Source organism: Chitinimonas naiadis, from assembly GCF_054780835.1.
The window spans coordinates 1,279,107-1,296,098 of the sequence record NZ_BAAGVO010000004.1 but is presented as its reverse complement, the minus strand read 5'-3'; the positions used below and the strand labels follow the sequence as shown (position 1 = coordinate 1,296,098).

11 protein-coding genes are annotated in these 16,992 nt (G+C 62.9%); 2 read left to right on the top strand and 9 right to left on the bottom strand.

Going from position 1 to position 16,992, the window contains the following annotated elements; all coding sequences use genetic code 11:
* Window positions 1–67: 67 nt before the first annotated feature.
* On the bottom strand, window positions 68–457 hold the full coding sequence (locus tag ACYVHK_RS12320) for a GFA family protein (protein WP_460532091.1): 390 nt from the start codon (window positions 455–457) through the stop codon (window positions 68–70).
* A gap of 348 nt (window positions 458–805) precedes the next feature.
* On the opposite strand from ACYVHK_RS12320, the gene ACYVHK_RS12315 reads away from it, so the two are divergent.
* Window positions 806–2,854 carry a hypothetical protein gene (locus ACYVHK_RS12315; protein ID WP_460532088.1) on the top strand — a complete coding sequence of 683 codons (2,049 nt, stop codon included), beginning with the start codon at window positions 806–808 and terminating at the stop codon, window positions 2,852–2,854.
* Window positions 2,855–2,981: 127 nt separating this feature from the next.
* On the opposite strand, the gene ACYVHK_RS12310 is transcribed toward ACYVHK_RS12315, so the two are convergent.
* The 3 genes from ACYVHK_RS12310 to ACYVHK_RS12300 all read right to left on the bottom strand — a co-directional run bounded on the left by ACYVHK_RS12310 (window position 2,982) and on the right by ACYVHK_RS12300 (window position 5,487).
* Window positions 2,982–3,353: a hypothetical protein gene (locus ACYVHK_RS12310; protein WP_460532085.1), complete on the bottom strand. Its 372-nt coding sequence runs from the start codon at window positions 3,351–3,353 to the stop codon at window positions 2,982–2,984.
* A gap of 68 nt (window positions 3,354–3,421) precedes the next feature.
* Window positions 3,422–3,775 (bottom strand): hypothetical protein, encoded by a 354-nt coding sequence (locus tag ACYVHK_RS12305; protein ID WP_460532082.1) that lies wholly within the window; start codon window positions 3,773–3,775, stop codon window positions 3,422–3,424.
* Window positions 3,776–3,777: 2 nt separating this feature from the next.
* The gene (locus tag ACYVHK_RS12300; RefSeq protein ID WP_460532079.1) at window positions 3,778–5,487 is read right to left on the bottom strand and encodes a tetratricopeptide repeat protein; all 1,710 of its coding nucleotides are present in this window, start codon (window positions 5,485–5,487) and stop codon (window positions 3,778–3,780) included.
* Between the two features lie 391 nt (window positions 5,488–5,878).
* Between ACYVHK_RS12300 and ACYVHK_RS12295 the strand changes: the two genes are divergently transcribed.
* On the top strand, window positions 5,879–6,682 hold the full coding sequence (locus ACYVHK_RS12295; RefSeq protein ID WP_460532076.1) for a hypothetical protein: 804 nt from the start codon (window positions 5,879–5,881) through the stop codon (window positions 6,680–6,682).
* 114 nt (window positions 6,683–6,796) lie between these two features.
* Here ACYVHK_RS12295 and ACYVHK_RS12290 read toward each other — a convergent pair whose 3' ends face one another.
* The 5 genes from ACYVHK_RS12290 to ACYVHK_RS12270 form a co-directional block, all read right to left on the bottom strand.
* Window positions 6,797–7,588, bottom strand: a complete 792-nt coding sequence (locus ACYVHK_RS12290; protein WP_460532072.1) for a peptidoglycan-binding protein — start codon at window positions 7,586–7,588, stop codon at window positions 6,797–6,799.
* 82 nt (window positions 7,589–7,670) lie between these two features.
* Complete coding sequence (locus tag ACYVHK_RS12285) at window positions 7,671–8,060, bottom strand: hypothetical protein (protein ID WP_460532069.1); 390 nt, start codon at window positions 8,058–8,060, stop codon at window positions 7,671–7,673.
* Complete coding sequence (locus ACYVHK_RS12280; RefSeq protein WP_460532065.1) at window positions 8,050–12,093, bottom strand: eCIS core domain-containing protein; 4,044 nt, start codon at window positions 12,091–12,093, stop codon at window positions 8,050–8,052. The genes ACYVHK_RS12285 and ACYVHK_RS12280 overlap by 11 nt, the downstream gene beginning before the upstream one ends.
* 58 nt (window positions 12,094–12,151) lie before the next feature.
* Entirely contained in the window at window positions 12,152–13,618 is a 1,467-nt protein-coding gene (locus ACYVHK_RS12275) for an eCIS core domain-containing protein (RefSeq protein WP_460532062.1), read from the bottom strand.
* Window positions 13,619–13,645: 27 nt separating this feature from the next.
* Window positions 13,646–16,981 carry a DUF6519 domain-containing protein gene (locus tag ACYVHK_RS12270; RefSeq protein WP_460532059.1) on the bottom strand — a complete coding sequence of 1,112 codons (3,336 nt, stop codon included), beginning with the start codon at window positions 16,979–16,981 and terminating at the stop codon, window positions 13,646–13,648.
* Window positions 16,982–16,992 lie beyond the last annotated feature (11 nt).

The following is a 16,992-nucleotide window of genomic DNA, read 5'->3' as shown; positions in this document are numbered from 1 at the left end:
TAGACCCCGCAGTCTGCCCGGGCACAGCGGGGGCGAAAATGAAGGCCGGAGGGTCGAGGCAGAAACGCTAGAACCAGTAGTCCCCTACGCAACGGCCGTCACGCGGCAGGTCGTCAAAGGTATCAAGACCGTCGAAGTGATCGATGGGGATATGCGCTACCGTATCGGGCTCGGCCAAACGGAGGTTGACTGCAACGCGACGACGACCATCGTCCTCCAGGCGCAGGGCGAGCCAGTAAGCCACGCAGCCGCAGTTGGGGCAGAAGTGAAATTCTGTCGATTTGCCGCGGACATAGGCCTGCGTCTTGCCGGTGACATGGACGCCATGGTCTACGTAATCGTAGGCCCAGAGCACGCCGTAGCGCCGACAGACGGTGCAGTTGCACGCAGTGGCACCATCCGGTTCGCCGTCGTATCGCCAATGAACGCCACCGCAGTGGCATGTTCCTTCGATCATGAATTGTGCTTTCTATGAGCGGTTGACTAGCCAGCCATGCTGGTATTACGTGATCGCTTTCAGTGTAACGCCAAGCGTTGTTGCGGTGGTTCAAAGGGGTAAGGCGCCAGCGATCTTGTGCCAGTGCGACGACACCGTGGATATCCGCACCCCGCACGTGACTTAGTCCGGCGAGGCCATATTGCAATCGGCGCTATCTATTTCTTACTTGATTCTTACTTTTACCTTGCATTTGGCTTACAGCGATTCTAGGCTGATCCCACTGGTCTGGAAGTGGATATGGTCTGCACCTGCCGTGCCGCTTCGGATCAGTTAAATCAACTAGATATCAGTATTCAAGGAGACAACATGCACAGTTTGCAAGGGGTTATTACGCGCTGCGTATATGCCATTGTCATTATATTCGCTGCTGCTCATGCAGTTGCGGCCGATTACACCCAGGGAGTGGCCGAATCCGGCACGACCGCAACCATCTGGTTCAAGTCCACCGTTAATACCACTTGGGTCGATGTGCATTACAAGGTCAACAATGGCGGGCAGCAGAACGTCCGCATGAACTATGTGGGCGCCAATGCCCGCTATGAGCAGGCATTGAGCAACGTGGCTGTCGGGACCAACATCAGCTACTCGTTTACCTACAACAACGGTAACCCGGCCTATGACACGCCCAGCGTGACTTACACCACTACCGGTAATAGCGGCGGCGGCGGTGGAGGGGGAGGCAGCACGGTGGATCTGGGGCCGAACGTGAAGGTGTTTGATCCTTCCATGTCAGCCACCGCCATCCAGTCTGCGGTGGATGCGGCCTTCAATGCGCAACTGCGCAGCCCGACGGCGCAATTTGGCTCGCAACGTTATGTGTTCCTGTTCAAGCCCGGTCGTTACAACGTCTGGGTGAATGCCGGCTTCTACACCACGGTAGCGGGTCTGGGTCGTAATCCGGACGATGTGACGCTGCAGGGGGCGGTGAATGCCGATAGCGGCTGGAACTATGGTGACGAGGCCAATGCGACGCAGAACTTCTGGCGCTCGGTCGAGAACCTGGCGATCCTGCCCAATGGCGGTACCAACCGCTGGGCGGTATCGCAAGCGGCGCCGATGCGTCGTGTGCATATCCAGGGCAATCTGGTGATGAACCCGTCGAACGGTGGCTGGTCGAGCGGGGGCTACATTGCCGATAGCAAGGTAGACGGTGTGGTGGCGACGGGTTCGCAGCAGCAGTGGTATACCCGGGACAGCAATATAGGGAACTGGTACGACGGTGTGTGGAACACGGTCTTCTCCGGCGTGGTGGGTGCACCGGCACAGACTTTCCCGTCGCCGCCCTACACCACGCTGGGCAATACGCCGGTCTCGCGCGACAAGCCCTACCTCTATCTGGATGCCGCCGGTAACTACGCCGTATTCGTGCCCACGCACCGTGTGAACGCCGTGGGTGCCAGTTGGTCGGGCGGTGCAACGCCGGGCTACTCCTTGCCCATCAGCCAGTTCTACATTGCACGTCCTGGCGATAGCGCAGCCACCATCAATGCGGCACTGGCAGCCGGCAAGCATCTGCTGTTCACGCCGGGGGTCTACAACCTCAATGACACGCTGCGCGTGAACAACCCCAATACCGTGGTGCTGGGGCTGGGCTTTCCTGCCTTGATCCCCGGTGGTGGCGTGAACGCGATGACGGTGGGAAATGTGGACGGCGTGCGCATTGCCGGGCTGCTGTTCGATGCCGGTACGGTGAACAGCGCAGCGCTGCTGACGGTGGGCGTGCAAGGTGCGACGACCAGCCATGCGGCCAACCCGATCAGCCTGCAGGATGTGTATTTCCGCATCGGTGGGGCGGTGGCAGGCAAGGCCACGACCAGCCTGATCGTGAATGCCCACGATACGCTGCTCGACCATATCTGGGCCTGGCGTGCGGACCATGGTGCCAGCCCGACCGGCTGGGGGGTGAACACGGCCGATACCGGTTTGATCGTGAACGGCAACAATGTGCTGGCAACCGGCTTGTTCGTGGAGCACTACCAGAAGTACCAGGTGGTCTGGAATGGCGAGAACGGCAAGACCATCTTCTACCAGAACGAGATGCCTTACGACGTGCCGAACCAGGCAAGCTGGACCAGTGGTCGTGGCAACGGCTGGGCCGCCTACAAGGTGGCAGACGGCGTGCAGACGCATGAGGGGTGGGGCTTGGGTAGCTACTGCTTCTTCAATATCGGTGGGCAGAGCACCAACCTCAATGCCGCACGCGGCTTTGAAGTGCCGGTCCGGTCGACTGTGCGTTTACACAATGTGTTTACCGTCTCGCTTGGCGGCAACGGCACGATCTCGCACGTGGTCAACGACACCGGTGCGGTTACCAATAACTCGACCTCACCGAGCAATGTGATCAACTTCCCGTAATTGTTGGATCGGGCTGCGGATCATCCGCAGCCCTGCCTCCGGCTTGCGCAGATGGCTGCCTGAAGACAGGCAGTCATCTGCTTGGCGCGCAGACAAAGCAAACCTGATCGGAAGCCGTTGGCGACGATCAGTCGAACTTGAATTCCAGTACGGCGATTTCCTGCTGCTCAAGTACCACCTTGCAGGTGCGTGAGACTTCCACCGGTATTTTCATGCCACCGAGTTCCTGCATCTCGTTATTGGGCGTGCAACCGCCTGTCAGTGCCTTGCCTTTGTAACGACCTGAGAACTGCAATACCTTGTCGTCGATGTCTTCCACGACCTTCTCACCATTGATCTTTAGCGTATAGACGTCGTACTGCATCGGTATCTGCTTGATACAGATTTCGACCTTGATGTCGCCTGCTTCAGTATCGGGGCGGGTCGCGGTTTTGCAATTTGGCGCTGCCAGGGTGCCGAGCGGGATGAGCGTTGCAACGATGAGGGCGATGGGTTTCATGAGCGGTCTTTTGCAGGCACGGGGCTTTGTCGAATTGGCTGGAAACGCGCCAGATGCCCAGCGGTGATTTAAGTAAAGACCCTATAAGCCAGTGCCACCAGCCCCAGCCAGACCAATCCGGCGACGATCATCAGTGCGCCTTGGTTCATACCGGCAAGCACATTGTCGCTATCTGCCCAGCGAACATGCCCTGGCGTGGTCGAAGTGGCGCTGGTCATGTCGTCCACTACCGGACCGTCGCCGATACGTGCGCCGCGTGCCATCAGTGCGCCCAGGGCAACGATCACGATCGCGACGATGGTGCCGGTATCCGCCAACTGGAGTGGGCTGGTGCGCTTGAGGAGCAGAGCGGCAACTAGGGTCAGGATCGCAGCCACCAGATTGGTACCTGCGATGAATTTAAAGGCGGATTTCAGGCGCATGATCAGGATGGATCGGGTTTGGACTTGGCAAGGTATTGTTCGAGTGCACGGGCTTCCTGCTCTCGCTTGAGCTCCTTTAGCATGGGTACCAGTTGCGCCACTCGCTGGATATGTATCGGGTCGTTTAATGGTGCTGATTTGGCCAGTGTCAGGGAGGCTGCTTTCATCAAGGCCTCGGCATCTGCGTTTTGTTCGTGGAGCGCCAACAGCAGCGCACGTTCGAACTGGTCCATCATCAGGTTGGGGAAGTCGGGCTCGGGTGCTTGGCTGCGAATATGCTCAGCCCTGTCGAAATAGGACTTTGAGTCGGCATACTTGCCTAGCATGATCAGGTCAGCGCTGATGCCCAGCAGGGCCGGGATGCTTGCAGGCGTCAGTTCACCTTCTCGTGCGGCGATCAACTTCAAGGCCCGCAGATACTGCGATTCTGCTTCCTCTGCCTTGTTATCCATCGTGTTCAAATTACCCAGCAGGGTCAGGATGGTACCGGCTTCCTCAAAGAAGATTTCGGGATGCTGGTCCACGATGGCAAGGGCACGGTTAGCATGAGTTTTCGCTCGATCCCATTGCTTTGCCCGGTTTGCCGCGGTTGCTATTACTGATAACACGCGTACTTGATCAACAGGTCTGGCTTGCTTGTCTCTATCGAGGAAGCTTATCAATTGCTGGCCGTAAAGCGCGACTTGCTCATTGTCTTTCCGCTCAACGCTGTCCCTGAAGAGTATGGTGAGTGGCAAGAGGCGCTGCGCACTGGTAGAGCCCCACCGCTTTTCGAGTATCTGTAGTGAACGCTTCGCCTTGGTTGTTGCTGGCAGGCTCATTCCATTATCTCGCTCGATTCTGGCTAGTGTGGCCAGTGGAATGGCCAGGCCTTCGTAGTCCTCTCCAAGCTGCTGTTCAAGCAGGGCGATGCCTTTCTCTAGCAAAGGACTAGCCTCATTATCACGCCTCAACTCGGCGAGATTGATGCCCAGATCGACCATGTTTTGTGCAGTATCCGGATGTGTTGGACCGAGCTTTTTCTCTCGTATTTTGAGTGCCCTAGTCAGTAGCGGAGCCGCTTTGTTGTAATCGCCATGGATTTGGTAATGCAGGCCTAAATGGTGGAGGCCTGCGGCGGTATTCTCATGTTGCGGTCCGAATACCTTCTCGCTGATAGCTACGCCACGTTGTTGCAGTGCCTCGGCGGCGGCGAATTCATTGGGGGCTGAATACGTATTGGCAAGGTTGTTCAATATGGTTGGGAGAAATTTTCCCTCCTTCCCTTCTGCGCTCTCCGCAAGTTCTAGCGCTTTTTGCAGGGTCGTCCTGGCTTCTTGCAATCGATTCTGCAGGATATACAGATCGCCAAGGTTGCTCAGCGCCTCGCTCACCGACATGGCATTCGGCTTCGGAGATTGCTTACTGAGTACCAATGCACGCAGGTAAAACGGTTCTGCAACCTCCAAACTCCCTTGCATTCGGTGTAGTACGCCGATGGCAGCTATGAGGGATACAAGGGCTGGTTCGTCTTGGCCATATTTCATTTCTGCGGTTTGCAAGGATTGATAGGCCAGTTCAAGTGCTGCCTGATAGTTACCCTTTAGATAGAGCGCCGAAACCTCTTTTTCGGCCCGCTTGATAGCTGCATCGTTCGCAGCCCCTGCTGCGGCGGAAGCGGTGAGTGTCAGTGAGAGGGCTAGGGCGGCAATACTCAGTGAGTGAAATCGCATCAAGTCATCTACTCAAATATGGTTGAAAACCGACGAAAATTGGGTCGAGCCAGTTTGCATAGAATGGACCGAGCAAGGCTGCCAATACTGGATTTGACGCTATTTCAGGGTTACTTAGGTAGGCCGTAATTTGTCTATACGAGCGCTATACGGGCATAAAGAATGCCAGGGAAGATCGTAACAATTACTTACAACAAAATCAGTGCAGCCTTATGTAGCTGTTGTACATTAGAGCCTTCCTCCTCCTCTGGCCCACCCGCTTCGGCGACGTGGGCCTCTTTTTTTGTGCGGCGTGGGCGCCAGTCTAGCCCGAAGCGGGGTGAAAACGGCTATAAACCCAGCTGCCGTGCGCCCTGGTGGGCCCGGCGCATACCCAGCTACGGTGACGCCCATGCTTCAGTCCTTACTCTCTACTCGTTGGTTCGCCTGCCTGATCCTGCTCACCGGCCTGTTGAGCGGTTGCGGTGCACCGCTCTCGCCCGATGCCTTTGGCAAGACGCCCGAGGCCTTGTTCATGCGCAATATGGTGGAGCAACTATCGCGGCGGGATTATGTGGCGATCGAGGCGCAGGGTGATAGCCAGCTCGATACGGCCAATATCCGCCATGGGCTGGAGCGCATGGCGGCCTTGCTGCCCAAGGAGGCCCCGCTCGCCAGCGAGCCGGTGGCCTGGAAGGTGACGACGGTGGCCAACGGCACCCGGGTGGCGACCGTTGCGGCGGAGTACAGCTACCCCGGCAAGCGCTGGGTGCTGGTCTCGGCCCAATTGTCGGGCGAGCCGGGGCAGTTCCGCATACTCGGGTTCCGCATCGAGCCCTTGCCGGTTCCCTTGGCCGAGCTGCATGCCTTCAACTTCCATGGCAAAGGCGCTGTCCACTACCTGTTCCTGCTGCTGACGGCCGGTGCGGTCATGATCACGCTGGCGGCGCTGGTGCTGTGCGTGCGGACCCGTGAGCTCAAGCGCAAGTGGCTGTGGATCGTGTTCATCCTGTTCGGCGTCGGCGCGGCGACCTTGAACTGGACGACCGGTGAGATCGGTCTGAACCCGCTCTACTTCAACCTCCTCAGCGCGGGCGTGATGCGCACCGGCTGGTCGGGGCCGTGGCTGGTCACCTTCTGCCTGCCCGTGGGCGCGCTGGTATTTTTATGGAAGCAGCGGCAGCGGCTGGTGGAGGCCGATGTGGTGGTGGAATAAGCCTTAAGGGTCTGCTGCCGGCTGGGCGAGCGTCGAGATGGCGAAAGAATACGGCGCAAGCTCCTCGGGACCTTGCGCCGTATTGCATTGGTCAGCCAAAGCGGGGCGATGTATTCAGGACAGTAACCTGGCACCCGTCTGGTAGGCCGACTGGAAATCCTCCCAGCCATGCGTGCCGCCGTTCACCTGGCGGCGGGCGGCCTTGAAGTCGCCTTGCAGGATGGCGGTCTTGATGGCGAGGGCGTGGTCCTTGAGGAAGAGTGCCAGCAGGCTGGCGGCGGTGTCGGGGTCGTTGGCGGCTTCCGGGTTGCTGACGAGGTCTACCGGTGGGTTGAGCTTGGGGCCGTAGTGGGTGTAGTTGGCGCGGCCAGTAAGCTGGATGAAGCCACGACCGGCGAAGGAGGCACCGTCCGGCGCGCCGCGGTTGCCGAGGTCCTTGCGGTTGTCGTACAGGTCGAAGTGGTGACCGTTCGGTGAGGTATTGAAGCGCGAGATGCCTTCGGTGATGGGGCGGAAGCTCGCGGTCTCGGCCCGGATGGTGGCGAGTGCGGCGAGGGTCATTACCTTGTCCTGCAGCCCATAGCGGGCGAGGGCGGCGAGGACGATGGGCAGGTGGGTGCTGATGTTGCCGAGCGGCGTGCCAGGGAACATCTGTGCGACGATCTGCACGTTGACCACACCGGCGATGCTGGGCAGCGGGGTAGTCGGAATGAGCCCGAGTGCCGAGAGGGTGATGGGGCCGGCGATGCCGTCGGCCAGCAACTGGCGGCTGAGTTGAAAGGCCATGAGGGCGGCGCGCGTGCCCTCGCCGAAGATGCCGTCGGCCGCGCCGGGCGGGAAGCCGGCGTCGAGCAGTGCGCGCTGCAATTTGATGATTTCTTCCTTGGTGCTGAACTGATTGATCATGGCTTGCTCCTGCTGACTAAGTGGAACGTAGAAGCCGGGTGATCGCCGGGCTGCGCGGCCAGGGGCCGTAGGTGCGCTGCGTTCAGGGCTCGAGTGCGGCGGCTTGTGGCCGCGAGGTGGGTTGTCGTTGGGTGTTTTGCAGCCTGGCCCGCTGAGCGGCGTAAAGCCCGATCAGCAGCACCGGCAGTTCCAGCGCCACCCAGGGTGAGGGAAAGCTGGCGGTGGCAATGACGACGCTGACCGAGAGCACCAGCAGCAGGTTGCCGAAGGCCAGCCCGCGTTGGCGGCCATAGGCGGCCAGGTGAAAGACCGCCAGCCAGACCAGGGTGGCGATGCGATAGCCGTTCTGGCCGGTGTGCTGGAAGTACTCGACCAGCGCGGCTGCGGGCCAGGTCAGCAGCGCGAAGACATAGGGCTCTGCCAGCAACTGGTAGTGCAGGCGGCTCAGGGGGGCGAGGGGCTCAGAGTTCACTGCGGTGGTCCTCCAGGATGCCGTCACGGGGCGAGACACCGTACTGGTTGATATCGCGCTCGCCGCTCGGGATGTTCTCGACGGCGTCGCCCGAGCCGATCTGGGCGTCGCGGGTACCGTCCGGCCGCAGGGTGTGGGCGATCAGGCTCACGTTATTGGGTACCGAGGCTTCTTCCTGCACCACCTCGCGCACGGCCAGCCAGCGGCGTTTCTCGGCATCGGTCCGGGCGGCGCGGGCGTTGGCGAGGGCGCGGTTGGCGTCGCTGGTGCGCGAGGGCATGTTGTAGTTGGCGGTGACGACAAAGTTGACGATCTTGCGATTGGCCGGCCGGTCGGCATCGACCGCATCCTTCACCAGTTTTTCGAAGCCGTGCAGCATGGACGTGTCGCGGCGGTTGTTGGCGCCTTGCGAGAGCGGGGTCAGGTTGGTCCAGGTGGTGCCGGGGCCGCCGAGGTTGTGGTTGAGCAAATGGCCCAGCACGTAGTAGCTGCCCGTCGCACCCAGGCTGGAGCGGCGCTGGTTCAGCCGGGTATAGGCGGGCGTGTGGAGGGAGCGGCTGGGGGCGCTGCCGGTGAAGCTGCGGTTGTGGGTCAGCCGCAGTACCGTTGCGCTGCTGCCATAGCCGGCACCATTGGTGCCGCCATAGACCGGCAGGGTGGAGGGCGAGTTGCCGCTGCTGGGCATGAAGCGGGCAGTCACCACGGCCAACTGACCCAGCAGCCGGTCAATCTCCGCCGCCGGGTCAGCCGCTGCTGCCCCCGCGCCCCTGCCCCCACCGCTGCCGCGAGCCGGCGCACCTACACGCGCGGCAGCCGCCGCCCGGATGGCCGTATCCAGTTCCCCTGCAATGCGGGTGGCTTCTGCCTTATCGGCGCGTTTATTGGCGGGCACGTCGACGGCGCGGATAAATTCCGAATAGTTGGTGGGGTCGCCGGAGGCCACCATGAGGTGGGTGCTGCTGCCAGTGCCTTCGAGGTAGACGTTGTGCTCCTCGCCATCCTCTGCATGGAAGCCTCGCCTGGCCTCCCACCAGTTACGTACGGCGGCGACGCCACGGCGGGCCATGTCGAGCAGCGATTGCCCGAGCCGGATGGCCCGGTCGATCACCCAGTCGATGGCGCCATTCACGCGTTCCTGCAGGCCGGCCAGGATCTCCCGCAGTCGGGCCGATAGCCGTCCCAGCCCCGCCTGGTTGGCGAGAAAGCCGATGGCGATCGGCATGGCGGCGCCGAGTGCGCCCTCCATGATCTCGGCGCCAGGCTCCACATCGCCCCGGGCGATGCTATTGATGCCGTCCAGCACGCGCGAGACGATCTCAAGCAGCTCGCGCAGGTATTCGATAAACGACTGGATCGCGTTGTAGATGGCGATGATGGTGTTGATGGCCGGCATGATGCCGGTGACGTCCAGCAAGGAGGTCAGCCAGCGGGTGGCCCAGCCGATGACGCGCTCGGTGATGAAGCCGGTCACGCCTTCCACCACCTGGTCCCACAGCGTGGAGAGGCGTTCGGTCAGCTCACGCCACAGGCCGGCCGGGCCTTCGGTGATGAGGACCGAGACAAAGGACCAGACACCGGTTGCGACATCCAGCATGCGCCGCAGCCGGGCCGTGGTCTCGGCGCCTATGCGCTCGGACAGCCGGCTGAAGATATTGTCGACGGTGATGCCGAGCACTTCCATCACAAAGCCGAGGATGCCGCCGAGTGAAAAATCGGTTGGCGGCTGGATGCCTGCCTCGCGCAAGGCGCCGAACAGCCAGCCGGTCAGGCCGTTCAGCAGGTGGGTGCCGATATTGCCGAAGAAGCGCATGAAGCCCGCGCCCATGGTGCGAACCAGATTGATCAGGAAGCCGATGGGGTTGGTGAGGATGTCGCCAATGGCGGCCGCCGCCTTGGCCAGCACCTGGATGACCAGCTCGGGTGGCAGGCCGAGGATGCGCAGGATGGATTGGAAGAACAGCCAGGCGGCACCGGCAATATCGCCATCCACAAACAGCCGGCGCAGGATGCGTAGCGCCGTATCGCGCACGCGCGGCCAGAGTTCCGGATCGCTGAAGAACTGGCCGAACACCGGGATGCGGGCCAGGATCTGGTTCTGGATGAAGTTCTCGATGGGGACGCGAATACACTCCGGTACCCGTTGCCAGATGGAATTGAGAATGAGGATGGGGAGTTGCAGGATATCGGCGTAGATGCTGATGACCTTGCGTACGGTCTCCAGCACCAATTGCAGGAAGGGCGAGAGGGCGTCGAACCCTTGCACCAGCAGATTGAATAAGCCGCTGACCTGCTGTTGTGCCCAGGTGGTCAGCGTGGTGACGAGGTCGGCCAGCCAGGTGAAGGCCGAACCCAGCCAGGACAGCAGGGCGTTGGTGCTAAGCCGGCTGATCAGGCCGCTGATGGCGGTGCCGATGTCGCCGACCTTCTCGGTCAGCCAGGCGCCGGCGCCGACGATGATGCGGCGTATGGTGGCGATGATGGTCTCGACCGAGGGCAGGACCGAGGCCAGCGTATCGCGGTTGTCAGCCACGCCGTCGCCACCCTCCATGCCGGCGCCGGCATCGTTGAGCTGGGTGGAGAGCTGCTGGGCGTTCTCGCCCATCTCGCGGATGAAGGCCGGCGGGATCAGCTCGGCCACCTTGGCGGCGAATTCCGCCACCGGCTGCCAGACCGGCCGTGTCTGCTCCTTGACCCAGTCCCAGGCCTCGCCGGCCTTGCGGGTGATCCAGCCCAGCACGCCGCCTTCGTTGTTGCCGCTGGCGGTATCGCCACTGCCAAAAAGGAGTTCGGAAAACCAGTTCCAGATCCGCTCGGCGGCTTCGCGCACCGGTCGTATCCATTCCCAGAATCGCCGGCCCAGGTCTTGTATCCCTTCCCAGACTGCACCGCCAAAATCCTGCAGCCATTGCACCGCCGGAGCGCCAAAGCTGTTCCAGAGATCGGTAAAGAAGGTGCCGATGGGGGCGAGGAATTCGGTCAGCTTGTTCCAGGCAACACCGGCGGTCTCGACCACGAAGGTCTTGAGCTCGGTGATCGCTGCCATCAAGGGCTCGCAATTGCCGGAGGCCAGCGCCACCACGATGCCGGCGGCGCGCTCTACCAGACCGGCGAACAGGGTGATCAACTGCTGAGGTCCTTCGAACGGCACCAGGGCGCGCAGACCACCGATGAAGCCATCCCAGGCGCGGGCAACCTGGCGGCCCAGCCAGGGCAGGATGCCTTCCTCCTGGATGGTGCGCACGGTACGGGCGAACTCGGGGGCGATGGATTCGAGCAGCTCCCAGCCGAATTCCTGCACCTTATCCCAGGCCCAGTCGGCTATGTCGCCCAGCGTGCTGGCCGCGCTGTCGTAGAGGTCGCTCCAGAAGCCACGCCGTACCGGTGCGGTCTCGATCGCATCAGCCTGGGCGCGGTGTTGGGCGACGTGCGCCAGCTCGTGCGCCAGCAGGTGCTCGCCAGCCGGGTGATCGGGCTGGAAGCGACCCCGATTGAAGGCAATGTGCTCACCCAGCGTGAAGGCATGGGCGCCGACGGCCTCGTTGAGGCTGGCGGCCTCGCCGTCGGTATGGATGCGCACGCTGGCGAGGCTCATGCCGAAGCGCTGCTCCATCAATCGGCGGGTTGGATCAGGCAGTGGGTCGCCGCCTTGCAGCAGGGCCAGCAGGCGGGCTTCGAGTGGTTCGGGCAGCAGCTTATCGTCGTCGGTGCGACGGCCTTCTTCACGTTGCAGGGTGTGATCTTGCGCCTCGGCCACCTGGGTATCGGCATGGTGGGAGAGGGCGCGGCGCACAGCGCTGGTGGCGTTGCTGATCGCCCCCCCTGCCTTGGCCGTTGCCCCTGCTGGTAATTTGGCTGGGGCGCTGGTCACTCGATCGGCAATGCGCTCTGCCTGGTGCTCGGCTTCATCCTGTGCGCCACCCAGCCGCAGGCGCTGTCGGGGCAGCAGGGCCGGACCGGCTGGCTTGCTGCCCTTCCTGGCGTGCGCCACCGCTGCCGCCTCGGCGGCCTTGTGGGTCTGGGCCAGGGCGGACATGGCGCGCTAGCTCCTGCAGGTCCGACGAGGGGGGGCGGAAGGCAGCATCATGCGGTACTCAGGTCGCGGTAAAACGCGCGGCATTGCTGCGTACGCCGTTGTTGGTGACCACCACGCCACCTGCACCGGCACCGGCCGGGACTTCGGCGACGATCTCGACCCGGGACGAGGTGCCGGCCATGAAGGCCCAGCTCACGATGGTGGCATTGACACCGCCGATGGTGACGCCATCGCTGCCCCCTTGTACCGGGCCGAAGCCCCAGCCCCGGATGGTGACCTGGTCCCCGCCTGTGCCGGTCCTGGGCGAGACCGTGTCTATCCATGGGGTGTGCAGGCGACAGGCCTCGACACTGTTTTCCGCACCCAGCTCCGCTGCCCGGCCGGTACCGGCGCCGGTGGTATCGCAGTTGTGGAACATCTCATGCAGCAGGGAAGACGCCATCATGAAACGGCCGATGCGGAAGGCGCGCTCATTGAAGGCGATGTTGTGGCCACCGAATTCACCTTCGCCGAACACATTGTCGTCGCCGGGCCGCAGGTAGACGTTGGCATTGTCGAAGGCATCCTGCAGCGCATTGGCCCCCTGGCCATTGGTGCAGTTGTCTTCGAAGAAGCTACGGCAGTTACGGGAGCCGATCACCCCGCGCACGATGGCTTCGGCCTGGCCGAGCCGGCGCAGGTGTTCCGCATCGGTAATCACGTTCCAGCCGTGTGGCGCTGGTGCCGGACCGACATTCCAGCGCCGGATGGTGCCGCCCTGGCCGCCTTGCTGTTGCAGGACGTGGGTCAGCTCATGGGCCAGCAGGTGGCGGCCGTGGGACGTGCCCGGCCGGTACTCGCCGGCGCCGAAGAACACATCCCGCCCCACGGTAAAGGCGCGGGCTCCGAGTGATTGCGAGAGCTGCGCGGCTTCACCATCGGCATGGACTTTGACGCCATCGAAGCGCTGGCCAAAGCGGGGTTCGAAGAAACCGCGCTCGCTGGCCGGCAAGCCGCTACCGCTGCCCCGGCGCTGCTGGATGCGGGCGGCGGTGCTGGCGGGCAGGCCTCCTCCGGCGCCGCCAGCGTCGCTACTGCCGGTCGTTGGGCCTGCTGCGGTGTCGTGCTTGCGGGCGATGGCTTCGTCGGGCTTTTTCTCCTTGTCCTGCTGCTTTTCTTCTTCCTCCTGCGCGGGTGTGGTGGCGCGCTGGACCTTGTCTTCTTCCTCGCAGTCGGCGCATTTGCGCTGTATGGGTTCCTCTTGCTCACAACTGCTGCACTGGCGTTGCACGGCCTCGCCGGTGGCGGTAGGGGTCTCGGTAAGCGGCATGCGCATCACCCGCTCGGCCATGGCGTCCGCTTCCTGTTCATGCGCGTCGCCCACGGCGCCGAGCGTGAGCTTGGCCTGGACGGGGGGCGCCAGCGTGCCGGCCCCCAGCGCCTGGGCGACGGATTCCCGCCCGCTGTCATGGGCGCGCGGCAGGTGTACCGGACCGCTGCGGCCGCTACGCTGCAGACTGCGCCGCAAGGTCAGGTGGACGGTCATGATGTCCTCCTCCGGGTTCCGGGCTGCTTAGCCGGGTACCACGTTCATGAGATTGCCGGTGACGCTGCGGAAGCGCGAGACGGCCCGCCAGCTCGGTGCTTCTTCACCGCTTAGCGTGGAGACGTTGGCGGTGTAGGCAGTCCGTTGCGATAGCGTGATGCCGAGCCGGACGCCGGTCGGGACGGTGCCGTGCTCCACCTGGTTGCCATTGACGATGGTGACTTCGCCATAGATCGAATTGCCGCAGTCGTGCAACTGGTTGGAGGTGAGTGTGACGCTCTCATAGCCAGGGATCGTACCTGCTACCAGGTTGTCGAATACCTGGCTGCGCGGTATCCACATGTAGAGGCGATGGATGCGGTTGCCGGTAAAGGCGATGCGACCACGACCGTTCACGAAGGGCTGGTTATCCGGGACGACAAAGTTCTGTGATCGGGCATCGCGCGGGTCCACGCCATTGACCTGGCCGTTGGTGAGCAGGATCTCGCCATCGAACACATTGTCGGTCAGTGATCCAGACAGATCGGTACTGCCCAGCGCCAGCGCATCGCCATAGCCTGATTCGTACAGGATGACCACGAAGTCGCGCAGGGCTTCCCGGATGACAAACTTGTCGGCGCCGGCCGCGTTGATGTCGTCGATGATCTTGGCGGCCATCGGCTTGGCTTCGGTCACCGTCAGGGCACCCAGGCTGGCCTTGCCGAGCAGGCCCACGCTATTGCCCGGCAGTGCGTGGACGATGGGCGCGCGCGCCATGGTCTTGAGGTCGCTGATATCGGCCTTGACCGTGGTGTCCGCTTTCAGGGCTGCATCGCCGGCCGCCAACGGCACGCTGGTCGTGGCATCGGTATTGGCCTTGGCGGCCTTGCTGGTTTTCTTGGCGGTGGTCTTGGCCGTCGCCTTGGGGGCCAGTTTGTCGATACCGGTGAGCTTCTGGTTTTCCTTCTCGCTGATCTGGTCCATCCGGGTGCGCCAGGCCAGCCGTTCACGCCCGGTCATACCTGCGATCTCCTCAGTCAGCAGGTCCAGCTCCTTTTCGAATCGGATGTCGTCCTCGATCAGGGTCTTGTCTTCGAGGATGTTCTTGAAGCGGGCGGTGACCGCCTTGTTACCAATGATGTCCTGGCCCACGAAAGTGACCGTGTGCGTGGCCGGATGGGACCAGGTGTCCTGCATCACATTGTCGCGCCAGATCAGCTCGCTACCGGCGCCGAGCGGGTCGACGCGAACCATGGGCGGCAGGGTTTCCGACGAACTCGCCCGTACGAAGATGTTCCGGTTGCCGACCACCCTGTTGCCGGTCAGCGTGATGGAGGCTGACGACGCGAAACGCAGCCGTACTCCCTCAATGCCGATCTCCTGTGCCGAGAAGCTGGCCGGCTGGTTGGTGAAGTACACCGTGCTGGCGCCGGCCGCCGCCGCGCTGATACGCAGGCTGCGCTTCCCGGTGATGGTAATGGGGACGTCGACGATATGCTCACCTGGCATCAGGCACAGCCACAGGTCGGTGATGTTGGCGGTGGCTGCGAAGGCCTGTAGCTCGGTCTTGAGATTGCCGACCGGGACTGTGGTGGCACAACGGGTGATGCGGGTGCCGCAGAGGTAGTCCAGGGCGTCGAGCACCGTGGTGGCGCCGGAGTTGATCAGGTCCTGGCAGACCGGACTGCCGAGCGGAATCTTGTCGGCATCCAGCGTACACAGGAGTTTGTCCAGCGTACTGCCGACCTGGCCGGGGCCGGCCACCAGGCCCAGCAGCTTGGCCAGTGTGTTGGGCGTGTTGGCGCAGGCCGGGATGGTATAGGGCAGGGCGGCAGCGTTGGCGTTGTAGAGTAGCGCCCAAAGCATGTCGTTGACCGAGGGGTTCTTGGGCAGCGTATCGAGGTTGGGCCAGTTGGCGCCAAGCTGGCTGGCGAGCAGGGCCGCTACGCTATTGGGTGGGAGCGGGTTCTTGAGATCAAAGCCGATGTCCAGCGCGTCGATGGCGCATATCTTGTCCAGCGCCTGCTTGACGTTCTCTACCGCGTCCGGCCCGTACAGCCCCTGGCAGCCTGCCGGCGGCGTATAGGCCACATCACCGGCTTGCAATGCAGTGAGCGGCGGAAAGGCCATGCGGCGCCGCCAGGCGTCGGCCGTCAGGCCGGTAGGTGGTGCGAGCGCGCTGCCGGTGCGGGTGCCGATCTCCAGGTAGCGATGCCGCACGCCGACGGGCAGTCCCCTGTCGAGGATGATGTCGCCGCTCTTGCGTACGGCTTCCCGCACCATGCCCAGCCAATGGTCGCCGGCGAGGAACTGCTTGCCGGCCAGTTCCAGCTCCAGCACCAGCAGGTCGAGGTTGATCTTGACCTTACCGGCCGCGAACAGGACCTTGCCGGCAGAATCGTCATTGCCGGTGGTGTGCAGGTCGGCGCCCCGGTCGCGACCCTCGACCAAGGCACTGGTGGCGAGGTTAATAATGGCATAGCCGTCCCACTGACGGACAAACGCCTTGGGGTCAGTCCCGGTCGGGATGTCGAAGGTCTTTTTCAGCATCCCCACCCGTGGCCGGAAGGTGGCCGGGAAGTGCCGGCCGAGCTGCTTTTCACTGGCGGCATCATAGAATTCCCAGATCCAGTTGCCCTGACCGAAGCCCGCCGGAACCTGGTCCGCGGTGTAGGCTTCGGCGCCGTTGTCGCGTGACCATTTGAGCGCGATATGGGTCTGGTTGGTGAGCTGGAATACCTCGTGGACTTCCACCCGGAACAGGTAGTTGCCGATGCGCTCGTCCACCTCGGCTTCGGCCGCGCAGGGGTCGCACGGGTCACCCGACGACGCGATGGCGCGCAGCGTGAGCGACAGCGGCGCATTCCCCTGCTGGGGGTTGATGTTCGGGTTGGCGATATCGACGCCGAGGTCACACCACTTGACCTGCAGCAGGGTCTGGGTGCGGCTGGCGGTATCGGCCCCGTGCAGGCCGGCATCCATCAGCTCGCCGTCTTCCAGCGCGGTGACGGTACGTTCCCATACATCCACATAGAAGCGCAGGTTGCCGGCCGGCAGGGCCGGCGGGTTGGGATAGTCGGCCTGGCTGGCCGGGGGGATGCCGGCCGGCGCCTCGGCCTGGGCGGGCAGTACGGCTGCGACGCCCTCCACATAGACCCTGCCCGGCCGCAGCAGCGGGGCTGCGGCGGTGCCGATCAAGGCCAGGCCGCCGCTGACCGGCGCGCCGGAGGCCACGACATCGGCCAGGGTGCTGACCTGACGGTAGTCGAAGATATCGCTCTGTTCGTTCCAGTCGGCATCGACAATCATCCGCCCCTGCTGGAGCTGGACGCCGGAGTAACGCTGGGCAGGGCGGAAGCTGCGACGGGATATCTGGGTTTTCATGATCGCTGTCT

Excerpts from the sequence above, each read along its gene's own strand:
- ACYVHK_RS12320 (WP_460532091.1), bottom strand. The coding sequence starts at position 457 with ATGATCGAAGGAACATGCCACTGCGGTGGCGTTCATTGGCGATACGAC.
- ACYVHK_RS12315 (WP_460532088.1), top strand. The coding sequence starts at position 806 with ATGCACAGTTTGCAAGGGGTTATTACGCGCTGCGTATATGCCATTGTC.
- ACYVHK_RS12310 (WP_460532085.1), bottom strand. The coding sequence starts at position 3,353 with ATGAAACCCATCGCCCTCATCGTTGCAACGCTCATCCCGCTCGGCACC.
- ACYVHK_RS12305 (WP_460532082.1), bottom strand. The coding sequence starts at position 3,775 with ATGCGCCTGAAATCCGCCTTTAAATTCATCGCAGGTACCAATCTGGTG.
- ACYVHK_RS12300 (WP_460532079.1), bottom strand. The coding sequence starts at position 5,487 with ATGCGATTTCACTCACTGAGTATTGCCGCCCTAGCCCTCTCACTGACA.
- ACYVHK_RS12295 (WP_460532076.1), top strand. The coding sequence starts at position 5,879 with ATGCTTCAGTCCTTACTCTCTACTCGTTGGTTCGCCTGCCTGATCCTG.
- ACYVHK_RS12290 (WP_460532072.1), bottom strand. The coding sequence starts at position 7,588 with ATGATCAATCAGTTCAGCACCAAGGAAGAAATCATCAAATTGCAGCGC.
- ACYVHK_RS12280 (WP_460532065.1), bottom strand. The coding sequence starts at position 12,093 with ATGTCCGCCCTGGCCCAGACCCACAAGGCCGCCGAGGCGGCAGCGGTG.
- ACYVHK_RS12275 (WP_460532062.1), bottom strand. The coding sequence starts at position 13,618 with ATGACCGTCCACCTGACCTTGCGGCGCAGTCTGCAGCGTAGCGGCCGC.
- ACYVHK_RS12270 (WP_460532059.1), bottom strand. The coding sequence starts at position 16,981 with ATGAAAACCCAGATATCCCGTCGCAGCTTCCGCCCTGCCCAGCGTTAC.